Origin of the sequence: Marinobacter sp. BSs20148, from assembly GCF_000283275.1 — a bacterium.
Lineage (GTDB): Bacteria > Pseudomonadota > Gammaproteobacteria > Pseudomonadales > Oleiphilaceae > Marinobacter > Marinobacter psychrophilus.
Genome location: NC_018268.1, coordinates 2,548,680 through 2,566,364, shown reverse-complemented (window position 1 = coordinate 2,566,364; position 17,685 = coordinate 2,548,680). Strand labels below are relative to the sequence as shown.

Annotated in this window: 13 protein-coding genes; 7 read left to right on the top strand and 6 right to left on the bottom strand. The window is 53.6% G+C overall.

Features of this window, described 5'->3' with window-relative positions; all coding sequences use genetic code 11:
• Positions 1-166 precede the first annotated feature (166 nt).
• Positions 167-439, top strand: coding sequence for an HU family DNA-binding protein (locus MRBBS_RS11630; RefSeq protein WP_007352523.1), 273 nt, complete (start codon positions 167-169; stop codon positions 437-439).
• 194 nt (positions 440-633) lie between these two features.
• A complete protein-coding gene (locus MRBBS_RS11625) occupies positions 634-2,487 on the top strand; it encodes a SurA N-terminal domain-containing protein (protein WP_014871717.1) in 1,854 nt (617 codons plus the stop codon).
• 143 nt (positions 2,488-2,630) lie between these two features.
• On the opposite strand, the gene MRBBS_RS11620 is transcribed toward MRBBS_RS11625, so the two are convergent.
• Complete coding sequence (locus MRBBS_RS11620; protein ID WP_014871716.1) at positions 2,631-3,518, bottom strand: MurR/RpiR family transcriptional regulator; 888 nt, start codon at positions 3,516-3,518, stop codon at positions 2,631-2,633.
• A 164-nt stretch (positions 3,519-3,682) separates the two neighbouring features.
• Between MRBBS_RS11620 and zwf the strand changes: the two genes are divergently transcribed.
• From zwf to MRBBS_RS11605, 3 genes are read left to right on the top strand one after another with little or no spacing between them, the layout of a single operon-like run.
• Positions 3,683-5,158, top strand: a complete 1,476-nt coding sequence (gene zwf, locus MRBBS_RS11615) for a glucose-6-phosphate dehydrogenase (RefSeq protein ID WP_014871715.1) — start codon at positions 3,683-3,685, stop codon at positions 5,156-5,158.
• Positions 5,145-5,870, top strand: a complete 726-nt coding sequence (gene pgl / locus MRBBS_RS11610; RefSeq protein ID WP_014871714.1) for a 6-phosphogluconolactonase — start codon at positions 5,145-5,147, stop codon at positions 5,868-5,870. Before zwf ends, pgl begins: the two co-directional genes overlap by 14 nt.
• Positions 5,871-5,878: 8 nt before the next feature.
• On the top strand, positions 5,879-6,553 hold the full coding sequence (locus tag MRBBS_RS11605; RefSeq protein WP_041635608.1) for a bifunctional 4-hydroxy-2-oxoglutarate aldolase/2-dehydro-3-deoxy-phosphogluconate aldolase: 675 nt from the start codon (positions 5,879-5,881) through the stop codon (positions 6,551-6,553).
• A gap of 79 nt (positions 6,554-6,632) precedes the next feature.
• Here MRBBS_RS11605 and pyk read toward each other — a convergent pair whose 3' ends face one another.
• Together pyk and gap are read right to left on the bottom strand one after the other, a co-directional pair.
• Positions 6,633-8,081, bottom strand: a complete 1,449-nt coding sequence (gene pyk, locus MRBBS_RS11600; RefSeq protein WP_014871712.1) for a pyruvate kinase — start codon at positions 8,079-8,081, stop codon at positions 6,633-6,635.
• A gap of 68 nt (positions 8,082-8,149) precedes the next feature.
• A complete protein-coding gene (gene gap / locus MRBBS_RS11595; RefSeq protein ID WP_014871711.1) occupies positions 8,150-9,154 on the bottom strand; it encodes a type I glyceraldehyde-3-phosphate dehydrogenase in 1,005 nt (334 codons plus the stop codon).
• A gap of 171 nt (positions 9,155-9,325) precedes the next feature.
• Here gap and edd point away from each other — a divergent pair, with 171 nt between their 5' ends.
• Positions 9,326-11,158 (top strand): phosphogluconate dehydratase, encoded by a 1,833-nt coding sequence (gene edd, locus MRBBS_RS11590; protein ID WP_014871710.1) that lies wholly within the window; start codon positions 9,326-9,328, stop codon positions 11,156-11,158.
• A gap of 174 nt (positions 11,159-11,332) precedes the next feature.
• On the opposite strand, the gene glpD is transcribed toward edd, so the two are convergent.
• Both glpD and MRBBS_RS11580 read right to left on the bottom strand, forming a co-directional pair.
• A complete protein-coding gene (glpD, locus tag MRBBS_RS11585; RefSeq protein WP_014871709.1) occupies positions 11,333-12,829 on the bottom strand; it encodes a glycerol-3-phosphate dehydrogenase in 1,497 nt (498 codons plus the stop codon).
• Between the two features lie 179 nt (positions 12,830-13,008).
• Positions 13,009-13,767, bottom strand: coding sequence for a DeoR/GlpR family transcriptional regulator (locus tag MRBBS_RS11580; RefSeq protein ID WP_014871707.1), 759 nt, complete (start codon positions 13,765-13,767; stop codon positions 13,009-13,011).
• A 202-nt stretch (positions 13,768-13,969) separates the two neighbouring features.
• On the opposite strand from MRBBS_RS11580, the gene glpK reads away from it, so the two are divergent.
• Positions 13,970-15,442 carry a glycerol kinase GlpK gene (gene glpK / locus MRBBS_RS11575; protein WP_014871706.1) on the top strand — a complete coding sequence of 491 codons (1,473 nt, stop codon included), beginning with the start codon at positions 13,970-13,972 and terminating at the stop codon, positions 15,440-15,442.
• Between the two features lie 34 nt (positions 15,443-15,476).
• Here glpK and MRBBS_RS11570 read toward each other — a convergent pair whose 3' ends face one another.
• Positions 15,477-17,384 carry a sigma-54-dependent Fis family transcriptional regulator gene (locus MRBBS_RS11570; protein WP_014871705.1) on the bottom strand — a complete coding sequence of 636 codons (1,908 nt, stop codon included), beginning with the start codon at positions 17,382-17,384 and terminating at the stop codon, positions 15,477-15,479.
• Positions 17,385-17,685 lie beyond the last annotated feature (301 nt).

Below are 17,685 nucleotides of genomic sequence, written 5' to 3'. Positions count from 1 at the left end.
TATAATGTTATTCCGATTGACGGTTTACCGCTCCGACTCACGGATTGTTGCCGCAAGGAATAAAAATAATTGCCGAATGGAATTCTGTAAACGTATGTGCAATAGTCTCTGCGTTTGAGATCCACCGACCTATAACATCTTCAACCTGAAAACGAAGGGGTTTAGTGTGAACAAGTCCGAACTTATTGATGCAATTGCAGAGTCTGCTGATATTTCCAAAGCCGCCGCTGGCCGCGCTCTGGATGCCATGACCACATCCATTACCAGCGCCCTGAAAAAGGATGACCAGGTAACGTTGATTGGTTTTGGTACTTTCTCCGTGAAAGAACGAGCTGCCCGTACTGGCCGTAACCCGCAGACAGGCGCCGAGATTCAGATTAAAGCTTCTAAAGTGCCTGGTTTTAAAGCAGGTAAAGCCCTGAAAGACGCCGTTAAGTAACGGGTTTTTTGACGGCAGCTCCGAGTTTTGGAGCTGCGCCAGAGATATTAAAGGCGCATTCCACACTGAATGCGCCTTTTCACGTTAACAGCGACAGATTTACGTCATCAACGCCAGAGTGGCGTTGATGACGACGAAAAATCCGCCGGCATTCGCTGGCACAGCACGACCTTGAACAGGGATTCGGGAGATACATGCTTCAAGATATGCGGGAAAACGCTCAGGGCACCATTGCCAAGGTTATTATCGGCTTGCTGATTTTATCGCTTTCCGTTTGGGGAATGGACGCCATTATTGGCGGCTTCGGTGGCGAACCGGAAGTGGCTACGGTGAATGGCCAAGACATTACTGAGCGCGAATTTTTGCGGGTGGTGCAGCTGGAAAGCCAGAATCGCCTGTCCCGTATGGAACGGCCGGATCCTTCTCTGTTGGACGAAGATCAGATTCGAGTTGACGTACTGCAGGCACTGATTGAAGAGCAGGTGTTGGCGCAGGATGCAGACGAGCAGGGTCTGGCGTTGTCGGACGCCGATGTTGATGCGCTGATCACCCAGATGTCGCAGTTTCAAGTAAACGGCCAGTTCAATCGCGATCAGTTTGTTGCTGTCGTCCGCAATGCGGGTATGGGCGTTGGCGAATTCCGCAGTGCCATGCGCAAGCAAACCGTTGTCAACCAGATTCGCGCCGGTATCGTCGCCAGTGGCGTTGTCACCAGCGATAGCATTACGCGGCTGATGAAGATTCAAAATCAAACCCGCGACTTCCGCCTGTTGAGTATTTCGGCCAATGCCGTGGCTGACCAGGTGAACGTCAGCGCCGATGACATACAAGCGTTTTACGACAGCAATCCAAACTTGTTTCAGCAGCCCGAACAAGTCGATGTCAGCTATGTTGTGTTATCGCTAACCGCGCTTGCTGACGCCATCGTCATCAGCGACGAAGAGTTGCTGACTTATTACCAAAGTCGCGAGGCCGACCTGGCTCGCGAAGAGCGCCGAGCGGCGCATATCCTGATTGAAGACACCGCCGATGCAAACGCCTTGGTTGAGAGTATCCAACAGCGCCTGGCTGACGGTGAAGACTTCGCAGCGCTGGCGCAGGAACTGTCGATTGATACGGTTTCTGGCGAGCAGGGCGGCGATCTGGGCTTTGCCGGCCGTGGCGTTTACGACCCGGCCTTCGATGAGGCTCTGTTCAGCCTTGAACCCGGCGTTGTTTCAGACCCGGTTCGCACCAGCTTTGGCGTACACCTGATCAAAGTGAACGACGTTCGCCGTTCAGACGTGCCCGCCCTGGCTGACGTCGCTGCGCAGTTGCGTGACGATCTGGCCCGCGAGCAAGCGCGTGAAGCTTATGCCCAGGCACGTACAACACTGGCGGACTCGGCTTACGCGGCCGACAATCTGGAAGGGCCAGCGAAAGACCTGAATCTTGAGCTTCGCCAGGCTGACAATATTACCCGTAACGGCGGCGGTGAGCCGTTTGACCATGCCGGACTGGTGCGCCAACTGTTTTCGGAAGACGTTTTGAGCGGTGGCTATAACACCGAGCTGATTGACGTTGCCGACAATCGCGCTGTGGTCGCCCGCGTGCGGGTTTATCGCGGGGCAGAGATGTTGCCGCTAGCCGACGTAGGGGACGCTATTCGCAGCAATTTGGAGGCCGAAAAAACCCGTACCGCGCTGGTGGCCCGTGCCAGCGAAATGGCCGCGCAGTTACAGGCCGGCGAATCGTTGCAGGATATCACCGACGACAGCTGGACGACGTACATCGAACAGCCGCGCAGTGCGCCGGAATTAGGCGGTGGGGTCATGCAGACGGTTTACGCGTTGCCGCGCCCACAAGCAGGTGGCGTCAGCTATGGCCACACTGTTACCGGCAACGGTGCCGTTATAATCGCTCTGGATAAGGTTAATGAAGGCGAGGTCAACACCGACAGCACCGAATACTTGCAGTTGCAGGAGTTTCTGGCTTCACTGGACGGCCAGCGCGAATATACGGCTTACCAACAGTGGCTGCGGAATAACGCCGAGGTGGAGCGTCCGTAGTACAGTTTTAGTACGCAGCTAGAACAAAGCTAGGGAAACGCCAGGGCAGGATGACGCCCAAAGAGAGTAAAAAAACCCGAACCGGCTCTCCGGTTCGGGTTTTTTTGTTTCTAACGTCAACGTTGCTTTTAGCGCATGTGCTGTCAGGGTTGCGTCAGTGGCAGGCGGGTAGGGCGCAGGCTTTCTTTAATCTTTTTTAAGTGGCTGAGAAAATCCGGACCGCGTTTTAACGTCACCCCAGTAGCCAGAATGTCGATGACGGTAAGCTGGATAATACGCGACGACATGGGCATATAAACTTCGGTATCTTCCGGCGAAATCACCGGTAACACCACGCTGGACACTGCCGCCAGGGGCGATTGAGGGTTGGTAATGCCAATGACTGTGGCGCCGTTATCGCGGGCAATTTGTGCTATTTCCACGGTTTCTCGGGTGCGGCCGGTGTAAGAGATAGCCACAATCACATCGCCCACGTTGGAGCCAGCAGCCACCATTCGCTGAATCAAGGCGTCGTCGTAAGTCGTAACGGGTATGTTGAAGCGGAAAAACTTGTGCTGGGCGTCCATCGCCACCGACGCCGAGGCACCCATGCCAAAGAAGCTGATCTGCTTGGCTTGAATCAGCGAATCGATGGCCTGCGCCAGTGCCTTGGCATCCAGCGTCTGGCGTGCCTTATCCAGGCTCGCCATGGTGCTGAGTATGATTTTGTCGGAAAACTCTGCCACCGTGTCGTCGGGCTCAACGTTCTGACCGACATAGGGAGTGCCGGTGGCAATGCTTTGTGCCAGACGAATCTTGAAGTCGGGAAAACCGGTGGCGGAGAACCCGCGGCAAAAACGGTTAACCGTCGGCTCGCTAACGTCAGACGCCCGCGCCAGCGCGGCAATACTGTAACGCGTTGCGGCGCTGGGGTCGCGCATGATGGCCTCTGCCACCTTGCGCTCGGATTTGTTGAGCTGCTCCAGCCTCTGCTGAATATCCTCAAGCAGATTGTCATCCCGGCGGGAATGGGTGAGGGTAGTTGCAGCCATGCCTGAAGCTCCCTGATTACTTTGGTTGATACGAAATGTTTGATGCGAATTTTTAAAAATTATACCCTGTTTGACGGGTTTGGGGTGTAGTAAAAGTGTCGGAAGTGGGGTTAAATGATGAGATGCTCACATTTTAGCGACGATTATTGGATAAAATTACTACAATGACCAAATCAGACCATACTCGCTGCGACTTGATGATTTTTGGCGCTTTGGGCGACCTGGCCAACCGCAAACTGTTTCCGGCGCTTTACCAGCTTGAGCGCGCGGAATTGCTTGCTGAAGGAAGCCGTGTTCTGGCACTGGCCCGGCACGAGCACAGCACTGACGACGTGCGCCAGCAGATTGCCGATAATTTGCGCCAGCGGGTTCCGGCTGAAGAATTTGACCAATTGGTTGTAGAGCGTCTGGTGCAGCGGGTGGAATACCGCAGCCTTGATTTCAGCTGCCGCGAGAGTTACCCGGAATTGAACGGTTGGCGCGACAGCGTCAATAACAATCTGATTGTGTACATGGCTACACCACCGTCGTTGTACGGGGTGATTGCGCGCAATCTACGAGATTCCGACTGTTGCAGTGAGAACATTCGGGTGGTGGTTGAGAAACCCATTGGCCATGATCTGCAATCGTCGCGGGTCATCAATGATGCACTGGGTGAGGTATACGCTGAAAGTGAGCTGTTCCGTATTGACCATTATCTGGGCAAAGAGACCGTGCAAAATCTGATTGCCCTGCGTTTCGCCAACAATCTTTTTGCCTCCCAGTGGGATCAGAACCACATTTCTCACGTGGAAATAACTGTGGCAGAAAGCTTGGGTATTGAAGGGCGTTGGGGCTATTTCGACAAGGCCGGGCAATTGCGTGACATGATTCAGAACCACCTTTTGCAACTGCTGTGCCTGATTGCCATGGATCCACCGTCTGATTTGTCGGCAGACAGCATTCGCGATGAAAAAGTGAAAGTACTGAAGGCTCTGCGCAAAATTACGCCCGCCATGATGGAACATTACGCGGTGCGCGGGCAGTACACTGCAGGTTCCAGCGAGGGCAAGGCGGTGCCCGGATACCTTGATGAAAAAGGTGCTGATAAATCCAGTGATACCGAAACCTTTGTCGCCCTGAAAGTAGAAATCGATAACTGGCGCTGGTCCGGTGTGCCATTTTACATCCGCACAGGCAAACGGCTGCCTGAAAAGTTTTCCCAAATCGTAATTCATTTCAAACCGGCACCGCACTATATCTTTGACCCGGACCAGAAACATCTGGCCAACAATAAATTGATTATCCGCCTGCAGCCAGACGAAGGTATGGCGCTGAAAATACTCACCAAAGACCAAGGCCTGGATAAAGGCATGCGCCTGCGCCAGGGGCCGTTGGAACTGAGTTTCGCCGAAACTTTTGCCAAGGTTCGCATCCCCGAAGCTTATGAACGGCTGCTGTGGGAAGTCATGAAAGGCCACCAATACCTGTTTGTGCGCCGCGACGAAGTTGAACACGCCTGGCGCTGGATAGACCAGATCATCACCAATTGGCAAGACAGCGGCGAGCCACCAAAACGTTACGCTGCAGGTGGTTGGGGGCCGGTGGCATCGGTGGCTTTAATAACCCGTGACGGACGAAACTGGTATGAAGATGTTTAAGCCCTTATTGCCTAATGGCGTATTTTGGTTCCAGGCTGCAACACCGGCCGACCTTGCCCGGAAATTGGCAGAGCAAATTGCGTTGATTCTGCGCCAACGTCTTGAAGCAGCGCCGCGGGCTAGCGTGGCGTTGTCTGGCGGCAGTACACCGATTTTGCTGTTTAAGGCTTTGGCCCAGCAAGTTCTGGACTGGCAGCGTATAGACGTTGTGCAGGTAGACGAACGCTGGGTAGATCCGTCGCACCCAGACAGCAACAGCGCCCAGATACGCGCGCATCTGTTGCAGGGAGGGGCTGCAGTGGCACGTTTTCATCCACTGTACGAAAACGTCGCAAGTCCTTCAGCCGGCCTGGGTGCGGTTGGCCAGCGGCTTGAATCTCTGAACTGGCCGCTGGACGTAGTGGTGTTGGGTATGGGCAACGACGGCCATACCGCATCGTTATTTCCGGATGCGCCGGAACTGGTCGCGGCCATGGCGGAGCATAACGGCAGTAAATTGGCGGCGATAACCCCACCACAACAAGCCCAGGCGAGAATCACTCTGACCCGCAGCGCCATTGCCGGCGCCCGTAATTGTATTCTGCACATTCAGGGCGACGACAAACTGGCCACTCTAAGCAAGGCATTGATCGAACCTGATAACTGGGCGCAAATGCCAATCCGCGTGTTTCTGCGGTCGGGTTTGCACATTTTTTGGAGCCCCGCAAAGTGACCTTATTGATGAATGTTCAAGCGCAAGCCCAATGCCAGCGGTTAGACGACATCGTCAGCCTGTCGCCGCTGCTGCCGGTGATCACCATTAATCACCCAGACACCGCAGTGCCTCTGTGCGAGGCGTTGATGCAAGGCGGGCTTAAGGTGTTCGAGATCACTCTGCGCACTGAATACGGCCTGGATGCTATTCGTGCTCTGCGTAAGGCGCTTCCTGACGCCTTTGTAGGCGCCGGTACGGTGTTAACGGTAGAGCAGTATAAGCAGGCAGAGGCGGCGGGTGCGCATTTTGTCGTAACACCGGGAATCACACTGCCGTTGCTGGAATACGGGTTGCAAGCTCAGGTGCCGCTGCTGCCAGGCATTGCTACGGCGTCAGAATTAATGAGTGGTTACCAGTTGGGATACCGCCGTTTCAAGTTCTTTCCAGCAGAAGTGGCCGGTGGCACGGCGGGCTTGCGAGCGCTAAGTGGACCGTTTGCCGGAGTTCGGTTTTGCCCTACCGGCGGTATTCGCCAAAACACCGCAGCGGATTACCTGGCTTTGGACAACGTGATGACCGTGGGCGGAACCTGGCTGGCGCCGGAAGACGCAGTGGTCACCGGCGATTGGGCGAGAGTCCGCGAACTGGCCAGGGCAAGCCTAGCCGAACTAGGCGTGTGGAGTAGCGTAACTGAGACGTAAAGTTCACACGAATAGGCCGTGAACAGACACAAAAAAACGCCAGCAAGCCGGCGTTTTTTTTGTCTGAATAACCCGCGGTTTAGTGCAGATGTTCACCAACACGCAGAATCTGCATGGAGTTCGTGCCGCCTTGGGCATTGGTAAAGTTGCCTTTGGTAACAACAACCAAGTCGCCGTCTTTCACCACGCCTCGTTTTACCAGTTGCTCAACCGCCTGGGTATTGGTCTCTTCGGCTGCAAAGTTTGCAGCATCAAAGGGTACGGTTTGTACGCCACGGTACATCACGACTCGGTGCTGGGTGGTGTGATGGCGTGAAAACGCATAAATCGGCAGGCTGGACTTGATACGAGACATTAGCCGCGGGGTTGCACCGGTTTCGGTTAGGCAGATGATAGCGGCTATGCCGTTCAAGTGATTGGCCGCGTACATGGTAGACAGAGCAATGGCTTCGTCTACTTGTCCCATGGATTCGTGCATCCGATGTTTGGACTGGTGCATGGAGGGGTGTTTCTCCGCACCAATGCAAATTCGCACCATGGCGGCTACCGCTTCCACCGGATAATCACCCACAGCAGTTTCTGCCGACAGCATCACGGCGTCAGTGTAATCCATCACCGCGTTAGCCACATCCGACACTTCGGCGCGGGTGGGCATAGGGTTGGTGATCATCGATTCCATCATCTGGGTGGCCGTAATCACCGCGCGATTGAGAATTCGAGCGCGCTGAATAATGTGCTTTTGCACACCGACTAGTTCGGCATCGCCGATTTCCACTGCCAGATCGCCGCGGGCAACCATGACCACGTCAGAAGCTTCGATAACCGCATCCAGTGCGGCGTCATCGTGGGCCAGCTCGGCGCGTTCAATTTTTGCGACCAGCCCTGCTTCAGAGCCGGCCTCTTTCAGCAAACGACGGGCGGTGTGCATGTCTTCGGCGTTGCGAACGAAAGAAACGGCAACATAATCTGCGCCCAATCTGGCGGCAGTAACAATGTCTTGCTTGTCTTTCTCGGTCAGCGCCTCAGCCGACAGGCCACCGCCGCGCTTGTTCAGGCCTTTGTTGTTAGACAAGGGTCCACCAATCAAAACTGTGGAGGTGATGCTGTGATCGTCTACCGCGTCTATCTGCATTTCGATACGGCCGTCGTCCAGCACCAGAATGTCACCGGGTTTTACATCGCGGATAAGCTGTTCGTAATCGATGCCTACGCAATCGGAGGTGCCACTTTCTTTGTCCATGGTGGCGTCCAGCACAAAGGTTTGGCCGGCGGTCAGGGTAACTTTATTGTCGCAAAAGCGGGCAATGCGCAATTTTGGTCCTTGCAGGTCGGCCATAATAGCGACAAAACGTCCCTGTGCCTTGGCGGTGTCGCGGACCAGGCGCGCGCGCTTTTCGTGATCTTCCGCAGTGCCGTGGGAAAAATTCAGACGGGTAACGTCGACACCCGCAGCAATAATAGCGCCCAAAGACTCGGGGCTGTCGGTAGCGGGACCAAGGGTGGCAACAATCTTTGTACGCCGGAGCATAGTGGGTGTCCTTTCAGAATGGGAAGGTGTTTCGCTTATGCGGTTTGGCTGGCTGTCGGCTTTTGCCTTCATTGGCTGACTTTTATAAGTGCAGCCGCATTATCCAGCATTCGGTTCGAGAAACCCCATTCATTATCATACCAAGCCATGACTTTTACATGACGCCCGATCACGCGTGTGTGGTTGGCATCAAAAATACTCGAACGAGCGTCATGGTTAAAGTCAACGCTTACCAGTTTTTCCTGGTTGTATCCCAGTACGCTGTTTTTTTCAGCCGCGGCTTTTACCGCTGCGTTGACTTCCTCTACGGAGGTGTCGCGGTTCGCGATAAAACCAAAGTCGACCAGCGATACATTAATGGTCGGTACACGAATCGCCAGGCCGTCCAGCTTGCCGTTCAGTGCCGGAATGATTTTACCAATCGCGGCCGCGGCACCGGTTTTGGTAGGGATCATCGACTGGGTGGCTGAGCGCGCGCGGTACAGGTCTGAATGGTACACATCGCTCAAATTCTGGTCGTTGGTATAGGAGTGAATGGTGGTCATTAATCCGCTTTCAATTCCGACCGCATTGTTCAACGCTTCTGCAATCGGTGCCAGGCAGTTAGTGGTGCAGGAGGCGTTGGAAATAATGTGATGGTCGGCGTTCAGAATCTGGTCGTTTACACCGAAAACCACCATGGCGTCTGCGTCTGGGCTGGGTGCAGAAATAATCACTTTGCGCGCTCCCGCCTGTAAATGGCCCGCGGCTTTTTCACGTGTTGTGAACAGGCCTGTGCATTCCAGCACCACGTCTACGCCCAGATCTTTCCACGGCAGGTCGACGGGGTTGCGGATCGCGCTGATGGCAATGCGGTCGCCGTTCACGCTGAGGGAGTCGGCATCGTGGCTTACGTCGGCAGCAAAACGCCCGTGAACACTGTCATACTTGAGCAGGTGAGCGTTGGTTTCGGCATCGCCCAGGTCATTAATAGCGACCACCTGCATCTGCTCGCGATAATTGTTCTCGTAAAGAGCGCGAAGCGTGTTGCGGCCAATGCGGCCAAACCCGTTAATTGCGATTAGGATGGTCATAATCTTACTCCTGTGCGGATGATCTTTTTTCGAAAACACGACTGATGTAGTAAATGTATCAACAAAACGCAAACAAATGAACACTGAAACCGGTAAAATGTAAGAAATCGAACGTAAAACTACGTTTTTTGCCAAAATAATCAAACAAACCTGCTGCCAGTGGAGCTTGCCATGAACCCGACCGTTGATCGCGTAACCCAAAGAATTATTGAGCGCAGCCGAGCATGGCGTCTAGATTATCTGACCCGTATGCAGGCGTTGAAGAACAGTTCGCCCCAGCGCGGCACCTTGTCTTGCGGTAATCTGGCCCACGGTTTTGCCGCTTGCGAGCAGGGTGATAAAGACACTCTTAAGCTGATGAACCGGGCCAATGTAGCGATTGTGTCTGCGTACAACGATATGTTGTCGGCGCACCAGCCTTACGCGTCGTTTCCCGATGTTATTCGTAAGGCTGCCCGTGGCATGGGGTCTATGGCCCAGTTCGCGGGTGGTACACCGGCCATGTGTGATGGCGTTACCCAGGGCCAGCCGGGTATGGAGCTTAGCCTGTTTTCTCGAGACACCATCGCCATGAGTACGGCGGTTTCGCTCAGCCACAACATGTTCGATGCAACATTGCTGCTGGGCATTTGCGACAAGATTGTTCCGGGACTGTTGATAGGCGCACTCAGCTTCGGCTACTTGCCAACAATTCTGTTGCCGGCCGGCCCCATGCCGTCCGGGCTTCCTAACAAAGAGAAACAGCGCATTCGGCAACTGCACGCCGAGGGCAAAATTGGTAAAGAAGAACTGCTGGAAGCCGAAAGTAAGTCCTACCACAGTCCCGGCACCTGCACCTTTTACGGTACTGCCAACAGCAACCAGTTGTTGGTTGAGGTGATGGGTCTGCACCTGCCGGGCAGTGCGTTTGTGAATCCTGGCACGCCCTTGCGTGAGCAGCTGACTCGTGTCTCTACAGAGCAGGTTATTCGCCTTTCGAAACCCCAGGGCGGCACTCTAGGGTTGGGTGACATGGTGGATGAAAAGTCCATTGTAAATGCGCTGGTAGCATTGCTGGTCACTGGTGGGTCCACCAACCACACCTTGCACTGGGTGGCCATTGCTCGCGCTGCCGGCGTTATTATTGACTGGAACGACTACGCTGAGCTGTCGTCGGTGGTGCCTTCCATGACCCGCATTTATCCCAATGGCGAAGCGGATATCAATGCCTTCCACGACGCCGGTGGCACACCTTTTTTGATTCGCGAACTGCTCAGCCACGGCTATTTGCACAACGATGTACAAACCGTGATGGGTTTTGGTCTTGAGCGTTACACCCGGGGGCCTGCGCTGAAAAACGGCGAACTGACCTGGCAGCCGGCACCGGCAAAGAGCCTTGACCCGAGCGTGCTGAGCAGTGCTGCCAAGCCGTTTGCCGAAGGCGGAGGCCTGAAGGTGCTTAACGGCAACCTTGGCCGTGGAGTTATAAAAGTGTCGGCGGTAGCACCTCAGCATCACAAAGTGCAGGCGCCAGCAGTGGTATTCAACGACCAGAACGAACTGAAAGCCGCGTTTGATGCCGGTGAGCTGAATCGGGATTGCGTAGTGGTTGTGCGTTTTCAGGGGCCAAAAGCCAACGGCATGCCGGAGTTGCATAAGCTGACGCCCTACCTGGGTGTTCTGCAGGATCGCGGATTTCAGGTGGCGCTGGTGACCGATGGGCGTATGTCTGGCGCCTCGGGCAAAGTGCCAGCGGCCATACACGTTTATCCGGAAGCACTTACCGGTGGTGCCCTGGCCAAAGTGCGCAATGGTGACGTTATATCCCTGAATGCAGGTACCGGTTCGCTGGAGCTTTTGTTAGACGAACAGGTTCTTGCCAGTCGCGAACCGGTAAAACCTAACCTAGCGGCATCCCATCACGGCCATGGCCGTGAACTGTTTGGTTGGATGCGCCGCAGCGCCAGCAGTCCGGAACAGGGCGCCAGTGTGTTCTGGAATTACGACAACGAAACTGACATATAGGACTGCAATTTTGTTTTTTTTACAAAACAACGTCAGGTCTGACTTTTTCCTTAATATCAGGCAAAAAAAACTCCGGACGGAACAGTCCGGCCGGAGAAAAGTGTCTGAGAAAGTATCAGGCACTGTATTGGAGAATGGAGAAAAGAAAATAGAGCGTGGACAGGATTTGTCGCGTTACGCTGCTTCTTTGTCTGCCAGGTAGCTGTCCAATGCCGCAACGTCGATGTCTGAGGCGTAAAGTCCTTGCTTGGTGCGGCGCCAAAGGATGTCTTCAGTGGTCATGGCCCATTCGTTTCTGACCAAGTGCTCTACTTCTCTCTCATACAGCGTGCCCACGAAGTGCTTGCCAAGATCATCTACGCTAGCGCAATTGTTCAGAATATCCCGTGACGTTGTGCCGTAGGTGCGCACGTAGCGGCTGACCAGTTTTTCCGGCAACCACGGATAGGCCTGATTGAGTGAAGCGGCCAGATTAATCTGGTTGTCAAAGTCGCCACCTGGAAGCACGGCCGTTTTGGTCCAATGGCCCTGGGTGTTTTTGAAGAAGTGGCACACTTTATCGGTAGCCGCTTCCGCCAATTTGCGATATGTGGTGATTTTGCCACCAAACACCGAAACCAAAGGCGCTTTGTCTTTCTCTTCGCTCACTTCAAAGGTGTAGTCGCGGGAGGCTTTCTGTGCGTTCTCTTCTTCACCGTCCATCAGCGGGCGCACGCCCGAATAAGACCAGACCACGTCAGACGGTTGCAGCTGTCGCTTAAAGTGCGAGTTCACAATTTTCAGCAAATAGGTGGTTTCTTCCGGCGAAATTTTGGCATCTTTCGGGTTTCCTTCGTATTCAACGTCGGTGGTGCCAATCAGCGAGAAGTTATCTTCGTAAGGAATGACGAACACAATGCGGTCGTCTTCGTTTTGAAGAATATAGGCCTCTTCTTCCTGGTTCAGGCGGGGCACTACAATGTGGCTGCCTTTTACCATGCGGATCATTTTCGGCGCCGGCATCGACAGACTCTCACCAAACAATGAACTTACCCAAGGGCCCGAAGCGTTCACAATGCACTTGGCAGAAATCATTTGATCTGCGTTTGTGTCGGTGTCACGAAGGGTAATTTGCCATTCGTCGCGACCGCGTACCGCATCTACGCACTTGGTGCGAGTTAAAATGGTGGCGCCAGATTGCTGGGCTTTTTTAGCGGTCAGAACCACCAGTCGTGCGTCGTCTACCCAGCCATCGGAATATTCAAAGCCGCGGGTGATATCCGGTTTTAACGGACCGGACTCATCAAAACGGATGGATTTGGAACCGGGCAAAATTTCCCGCTTGGCCAAATGGTCATATAGAAACAAACCTGCGCGAATCATCCACGCCGGGCGCAAGTGCGACCGGTGTGGCAAACGAAAGCGCATGGGCCACATGATGTGAGGAGAATTGCGCAAAAGCGACTCGCGCTCGGCCAGTGCTTTTTGCACCAGGCGAAATTCATAGTGTTCCAGGTAACGCAGTCCGCCGTGAATAAGCTTGCTGCTGCTGGATGACGTCGCCGAAGCCAAATCATTCATTTCGCAAAGCAGTACTTTTAAGCCTCGGCCTGCAGCGTCCATTGCGATGCCTGTACCATTTACGCCGCCGCCAACGATAACGACGTCATAACGTTGGTGATCTGCAGTCATAGTCGGTCATCTCCTGATGCCATTCGAAAGGGCGCTTTCTGGTTATGCGCGCTTTTCAGAGTTCATACGCGCTAAAAAATCTAGTATGCGGAAGCTCGATATATTCGTAAAGGAAAAAATGGAAAAAAAGCGAAAATAAAAGGACATATAAAGCAACAATCCAACTAGTTCCACAAAAATCAGACTAAATGAAGGGTAACATCGTGCTCAATGAGCAGTCGCGAGATTTCCGGGGGGGGTGGCTGGTCAGTAAATACGTGATCGGCTTGGGTGATGTTGCCTAGCCGAACCATGGCGTTGCGGCCAAACTTGGAGTGGTCCGCCGCCAGCAGAACTTGACCGGAATTGGCAATGATTGACTGGGCTACCCGCACTTCGCGGTAATCAAAATCCAGTAGTGAGCCGTCGTTGTGAATACCGCTGATGCCGATAATGCCAAAATCCATTTTGAACTGATTGATAAAATCTCGTGTGGCTTCGCCTACAATGCCACCATCGCGACTACGTACTTCGCCACCTGCGATAATAACGTGGAAGTCGTCTTTGGCGGATAAAATAGAGGCTACATGCAAATTGTTGGTTACAATCTGCAAGTTTTTCTTCTCAAGCAAGGCTTTGGCAATGGTTTCAGTGGTTGTGCCAATATTGATGAACATCGAGGAATTGTCGGGAATCAGCTTGATCATGGCTTCGGCAATGCGTTCTTTGGCGTCCAGGTCCATAATCTTGCGAGCCTGATAATCGGTGTTGACGGTGCTTGAGTCTATGCCCGCGCCACCGTGATGGCGCCTTAGCTTTTTATGTTTTGCTAGCTCGTTCAAGTCTCGGCGAATGGTTTGCGGCGTTACTTTGAACTGTTCTACCAGCTGTTCGGTGGTTACAAACCCGTTGTGCTGGATCAGTTCCATAATCAAATCCTGTCGGCGCCGCTGAGCCATTCAACATCCTCCACTTTGGGTTCTTTTTGTATGATTGTGTGTTTAATTGAAAATACTATAAAAGTTTAGTCGTTTTCGATGTTGTATGCAGCCGTTCGGGTCCAGTAGAGGTGAGTGGAGTGCAGATATAGGCGAAACTTCTTGGCATTCATGTTCAAAAAAGTAAAAATTCGAACAAATAAGAAAGCGAGGTCTACAAAAAATGAGTCAATATATACTTTCCATAGATCAGGGAACCACCAGTTCCCGCGCCATTCTTTTTAATTTGCACGGCAATATTCATGCGGTACGGCAGCAGGAGTTTCCACAGCATTTTCCTGACAGTGGCTGGGTAGAGCATAAGCCTGCAGACATCTGGTCAACGGTGAAAAGTACCTGTGACGACGTGATGGCAGAAGAGTTCGGTGTTAATGACGAAGTGGTCGCGGTGGGTATTACCAATCAACGTGAGACCACCATTATATGGGATCGGAAAACCGGCGAGCCGGTTTATAACGCGATTGTTTGGCAGGATCGTCGAACTGCCGATTACTGTAAAACAATGAAGTCGTCCAGCCATGAACCCGCAGTGCACAGCAAAACCGGACTGTTAATAGACCCTTATTTTTCTGCCACAAAAATCCGTTGGATCCTGGAAAATGTTCCCGGCACGCGAGAGCGGGCGGAACGTGGGGAACTGGCTTTTGGAACCGTTGACAGTTTTCTGTTGTGGAAGCTCACAGGGGGGCAGGTACACCGCACCGACGCAACCAACGCCAGCCGCACGTTGCTGTTCAATATTCATACCCAGCAGTGGGATGAAGAGCTACTGGAATTATTCGACATTCCTGCGTCCTTGCTGCCCGAGGTGATGGACTCGTCAGACGATTTTGGCAAAATCACGGAAGGCGGTGCCCTGAACGGCGTGTCTGTTTTAGGGGTTGCCGGCGATCAGCAGGCGGCGTTGTTCGGCCAGACCTGTTTCGAGGTTGGTATGGCAAAGAGCACCTACGGCACCGGTTGTTTTTTAATGCTCAATACCGGCGATAAAGCGCTGCAATCCGAGCATCGCTTGCTGACAACGGTCGCCTACCGCCTGAAGGGTAAACCGACCTATGCGATAGAGGGCAGTATCTTTATTGCCGGGGCAACGATTCAGTGGCTGCGCGATGGTTTGCAACTGATCAGTAACGCATCCGAGGCCGAACCGCTGGCGGAAGGCACGCCGGTAGATCACGGCGTTTATTTGGTGCCGGCGTTTACCGGGCTGGGTGCACCTTACTGGGACCCTAACGCCCGCGGTGCTATTTTTGGCCTGACCCGCGATACCGGCATCAAGGAAATTGTGACCGCCGGATTGCAGTCGGTGTGTTATCAGACCAAAGATCTGCAGAAAGCCATGGAGAAAGACGGTATTCGTCCAATCACTTTGCGAGTCGATGGTGGCATGGTCAAAAACAACTGGGTGATGCAGTTCTTGGCAGATATTTTGGGCGCTACCGTCGATCGGCCGTCGATGGTAGAGACCACGGCCCTGGGCGTCGCTTATTTGGCGGGCTTAAAAGCCGGTGTATACGGTTCGCTGGAAGAGCTCACCGAGTTATGGCGCTGCGAACGCCGCTTTGAACCGATGATGTCGAAGTCAGATCGCGACCGATTGTATGCGGGCTGGATTCAGGCGGTGCACAAGCTTTGAGCAAAGCGGGAATTATAAACCTCGGTTGCGCGCGCTAGCGCACCCCCAGTTCCCGCAGGCGCTTGTAGAGTGTGTTGCGGCTGATTGATAGCTCCCGCGCTGCGCTGGAAATGTTGCCCATGCATTTTTGATAGACCTGCAAGGTGTGAGCAAGGGGTTCTGGCGCGACTTTTTTCAGTTCGCCAAACGTGGGCCCCGAGCCGCTCTTGCCGTTGGCGGAGTTAACTGCGCCTGGCAGGTTTGCGGTAGCGGTAGCATCAAGCTGGGCCAGAAAATCGGCGGGCAGATGCCATATCTGGAGATCTTCGCCGTCGGCAATGGCAACAGCTACCCTGATCACATTGACCAGTTGGCGAATATTTCCGGGCCACGGGTGATGGGTCAGGGCTGCCAGAATTCGCGGCGACAGTGCCTCGCTTTGCACTGGATCGCGGTATTGGCTGTAAATATGTTGCACCAGCTTGTGTTTGTCAGTGCGATCACGAAGTGCTGGCAGCTCGACACACAGCCCGTTGATGCGATAGTAAAGGTCTGCGCGTAATTGTCCCGATTCAACGTGTAAGGCCGGTGCACGGTTCGTGGCTGTTATCAGTAGAATATCTACCGCAATACTGTCGGTGGCCCCAACCGGTGTTACCACCCGTTCCTGAAGTACCCGCAATAACCTGGACTGTGCCGATAATGGCATTTCGCCAATTTCATCCAGAAACAAAATGCCTTTGTGAGCTTTACGAATGAACCCCAATGAACCTTGCGCCCGTGCTCCGGTAAAGGCGCCGGCTTCGTAGCCGAACAGTTCCGATTCCACCAGCTCCAGCGGAATAGCCGCGCAATTAACCGCAACCAACGCCTGCTCTTTGCGCTGTGTGGCCTGATGCAGTGCTTTAACCAGAACTTCTTTGCCAACCCCGGTTTCCCCGGTAATCAGCACTGGCACGCCGCGCTCCAGCACTTTCAGGCTTTGCTCGGCGCAGCGGCGAACGGTTGCGTCGCCGTATTCGAGTGTTGAAAAGTCGGCGCTGTTTGTATTTGTCGCCTTGCTTTGAGTTGCTACTGCTGACGGGGCCCGGGCGGGCGGCCGTACCTGAGCAACCGTGGGTCGTTGGACTTTAGCACTCAGGCGCACCCGATTTTTAGTGCTGAGTTGTAATGCAGATTGCGCTGGGTGCCCAAGAATGTGATTGCGATGGGTCGTAAACAGGTCGTCCAGCCGAACCCCAACGGTCGTTCTACTTAACAGTTGGTCGGCCCGTTGATTGCTGGCCACGACACGCCCCAAATCATCGCAAATCAGTATGCCAGACCAGGGGCTGTCGAAGTTGTCTGCGGTGGTACTGAGTGTCAGCATGAAATGGTCGCGCTCAAATTGCCGCTTTAGCAGGCGATTGTCTACCGACTGCGCCAGCAACCGAACCACGCCCAGAGTGTGAGCCTGGGGCAGGTAGGCGTCACTGAATACGCTGAGTACGCCGACCAACTGCTTGTGTGCGTCAAAAATAGGCGCGGCTGAACCAATCATGCTGCGATTGAGTTTTAGAAAGTGTTCGTTGCGCTGAATCTGCACCGCTTTGTTGGTGGCAATCGCAGTGCCTATGGCGTTTGTACCACAGCGCTCCTCCTGCCAGTTTGCGCCTTGCTGGAACCAGGGTTTCAACTGTGCCTCAGTAACGCGCTCGTCCCCCCAGCTTTTAAGCACCGTTGCGTGCCGGTTTGCCAGCAGAATCAGGCAGCGGCTACTGGAAAGCACGTTGCGATAGTACGGCAGCACTTCGGCTTCGGTACTGGCCAGTAGCTCGTGATATTGGCGTTCCAGCTCTTCTACCTGTGCCGCACCGGGTGCCGGTGGAGTGGGTTCGAAGTCGTGATCAAGGCCCCAGGCGATGCAGCGATCCCAGGATTGTTCGACCAGACTGCGTTCAATTTCGTATTTGGTATTTTTCATTAAGCCGCATCTCTGTGTTCGTTTTCGAGTTATTCGGTGCCGATGTGCGGAGCGGGTTGGTCATTATTGCCCTAAATACTGTTCAATAATCTGTGTAATTTGTGTTGAGGTCAATGTTCAAGTTGAACAAAGTAGTGTTAAGCGAACATCTTTAATTTCGATTTAGAAAGAACGGGTATAAAAAAAGTTTATATAAATCATAAATATAAGTATTCTTACGTAGAATTACGAAAAGCTGGTATGGCCTTTGCGTTGCCTGACACGCAATCAAAAGATCGGGTGCGATCATTTGCTCAGATGT